At 35.0% G+C, this 2,592-nt stretch carries 3 protein-coding genes; 1 reads left to right on the top strand and 2 read right to left on the bottom strand.

What is annotated here, in order from left to right; all coding sequences use genetic code 11:
- The coding region (locus WOCAOBSORBRA_RS05855; RefSeq protein ID WP_246165657.1) for an Rpn family recombination-promoting nuclease/putative transposase at nucleotides 1-317 on the bottom strand (317 nt) is incomplete at its 3' end.
- A 177-nt stretch (nucleotides 318-494) separates the two neighbouring features.
- On the bottom strand, nucleotides 495-896 hold the full coding sequence (gene apaG, locus WOCAOBSORBRA_RS05850; RefSeq protein ID WP_174516141.1) for a Co2+/Mg2+ efflux protein ApaG: 402 nt from the start codon (nucleotides 894-896) through the stop codon (nucleotides 495-497).
- Between the two features lie 99 nt (nucleotides 897-995).
- Between apaG and WOCAOBSORBRA_RS05845 the strand changes: the two genes are divergently transcribed.
- Nucleotides 996-2,060: a 5-(carboxyamino)imidazole ribonucleotide synthase gene (locus tag WOCAOBSORBRA_RS05845; protein ID WP_174516140.1), complete on the top strand. Its 1,065-nt coding sequence runs from the start codon at nucleotides 996-998 to the stop codon at nucleotides 2,058-2,060.
- Nucleotides 2,061-2,592 lie beyond the last annotated feature (532 nt).

The following is a 2,592-nucleotide window of genomic DNA, read 5'->3' as shown; positions in this document are numbered from 1 at the left end:
ATCCTTTCAGTTTCTTTCTGAATGAATTCCTCTCCTTTTAAACAATATGACCGAAGGCTTTCAGGTCGCACCATTTCTGCTATATATCTATTTCCGTGAGAATCCTTGCAGAGAACATCAACAATACTTTGTTTATCAGAGGCAACTTCGGGATCCATAATAGTGCTAAGAAACTCAACTTCTTGTATTGCATTTATCTCAGTAAACCCTAAAATATCGTTCAAAAAGTGGATCAGGATATTCTTATTTTTTTCCGTTCCAAAGATTTTTTTGAAACACAAATCATTGCGAGGATCGAGAAATTTTGAAAGAGCCATGGCAAAAATGCTTGAAAATATTAATAATTATACACTATTATTAACAATTATTCAACCATATTTTTGAAGATAGCTAGTTTCTGTATTTATTTTAAATTGAAGAAAGCTCAAATGAAAGATCGTGCTTTGCTAAAAATCACAGAATGCAGTCTGGTTACAAATAAACTATTTTGATAGTTAATGGGGTCTAGTTTTGACGTATGGACTATCCAAAGAAAAGGGTGGTATCATAACCTCAAAAACTTTTATGCTTTCTTCATTCAGAAATTCATACTTACCCTGCATTATTCCTGACGGTACATTTAAGTATGTTCCACTTGTGTATTTAAATACCTCTCCAGATTTTATCACAGGCTGTTCTCCGATAACACCAACTCCGGCAATTTCATTTATTTTTCCCTTATAATCTATTATTTGCCAATGACGACTTAACAATTGAATAGTTGATTGGCTTTTGTTTTTTATCTTAACGTTATACATCCATACATAGCAATTTTCATAAGGAATGGATTGCTCTTCAATGTAAATTGGTAAAACTGTAACTTCAACAAAGTTGGTAGTTAGTGTGTATTCTAGAATCATTATAGAATATTCATGATAAAAAGATAGTATCCTAATTATATACTTTTTTCATAGATTTTTCAAGTATACTCTAATTAGGAAATATCAATTTATAGTATGAATGAACCAGATGCGCTTAGCAAAAAAGTAATAGGAATAATAGGTGGTGGACAATTAGGTAAAATGACTGCTATCGCTGCAACAAAACTTGGACAAAAAACACATGTTTTTGCCAGTGCTAAAGACGATCCGGCTTGCTCTGTTGCTGATGATTTCACAATAGCAGATTTCTCTGATAAGAAAGCGCTTGAATCTTTTGCACAGAGTGTGGATTTGGTCACTATTGAGTCTGAAAATATTCCATGTAGTGCAATTGATATCGATGTAAATTTTTATCCGGGTAAAAAAGCGTTACACATTGCGCAAAATAGGCTTAGAGAGAAAGATTTCATTAGAAGCTTGAGTATAAAAACTGCTAAATACAAAAGTATACAAAATTATAATGAGCTACTGAAAAGCAGTAGAGCTTTTGGCTATCCAACAAGGCTGAAAACAACAGAAATGGGTTATGATGGAAAAGGGCAATATGTGCTTGAGAATGATTCTGAAGTGAAGCAATTTGCTTCCTTTGATTGGAATACAGAGTACATTCTTGAAGCAAGTGTTGATTTACTGAAAGAGGTTTCAATAGTCGTTGCAAGAGATAAAAACGGTAAAGTAGCTTTTTTTCCTATAGCAGAAAATTACCACGTTGATGGAATACTTGATACTTCAACAGTGCCAGCTAAAATAGATAGCAAATTAACTCAAGAGGTACAACGAGCTGCAAAGAAAATAGCAAATGCGCTTGATGTAATAGGAATTCTGGCTATTGAATTTTTTGTTACTAAAGATAACGAATTGTTAGTTAATGAACTAGCTCCCAGACCTCACAATTCTTGCCACTGGAGCTTGGATGCATGTAACGTTAGTCAATTTGAACAGCTAGTTAGGATAATATGCGGGTTACCTATGCAGGAAGTAGTATTACGCTTTCCTTGTATGACGAAAAATATAATAGGTAATGATATATATGATTCTCATAAGTATTTGAGCAACGAAAAAGCTAGTTTAACCATATATGGGAAAAAAGAGGTTAGGGATAAGCGTAAAATGGGACATGTCAATATAGATTTAAGTTAACAGTTTTTCTACGTCATACCGCCACAACTGTACGAACATTGTGATATGATGAGATGTTACATAGTAAACGGTGTCATTCTAGCACCTCTTTTCCCGTCATCCCGCTGCTTGTTAGCGGGATCTCATTTCACTTTGTGAAGGTGTCATCCCAGCACCTCTTTTCCCGTCATTCCGCTGCTTGTTAGCGGGATCTCATTTTACTTTATGAGGGTGTCATCCGAGTAGCCTGACTACTTGGATCCAGGAATTTTATTAAGTTGGTAAGCATAAAAGTGGCTGATCTTATGTTAAAACACAACGTTCTTGATGAGATTACAGCAAGGCTGGATTCCAGCGTCAGCTACTTGAATGACAGCAGTCCTACGTCATGCCGCCGCGGTATCTCTAGATCCCGCTAACAAGTAGCGGGATGACGATTGTCGTTTAGCCATAAATATTAAGAAATTTACCAAATAAAAAAAAAGGCAAAAGAAGCCCCGTGGTTGGCTAATTACTTACATTATACTTTCAAGTATGGCGTTTTTTTATTCTA

The organism is Wolbachia endosymbiont of Cardiocondyla obscurior, assembly GCF_902713635.1.
Classification (GTDB): domain Bacteria; phylum Pseudomonadota; class Alphaproteobacteria; order Rickettsiales; family Anaplasmataceae; genus Wolbachia; species Wolbachia pipientis.
Note: the sequence above shows the minus strand (reverse complement) of the source record. Positions and strands in the feature narration are given on the sequence as shown.

What these genes read in the sequence shown, in the direction of transcription:
- WOCAOBSORBRA_RS05845 (WP_174516140.1), top strand. Translation starts at nt 996, where the DNA reads ATGAATGAACCAGATGCGCTTAGCAAAAAAGTAATAGGAATAATAGGT.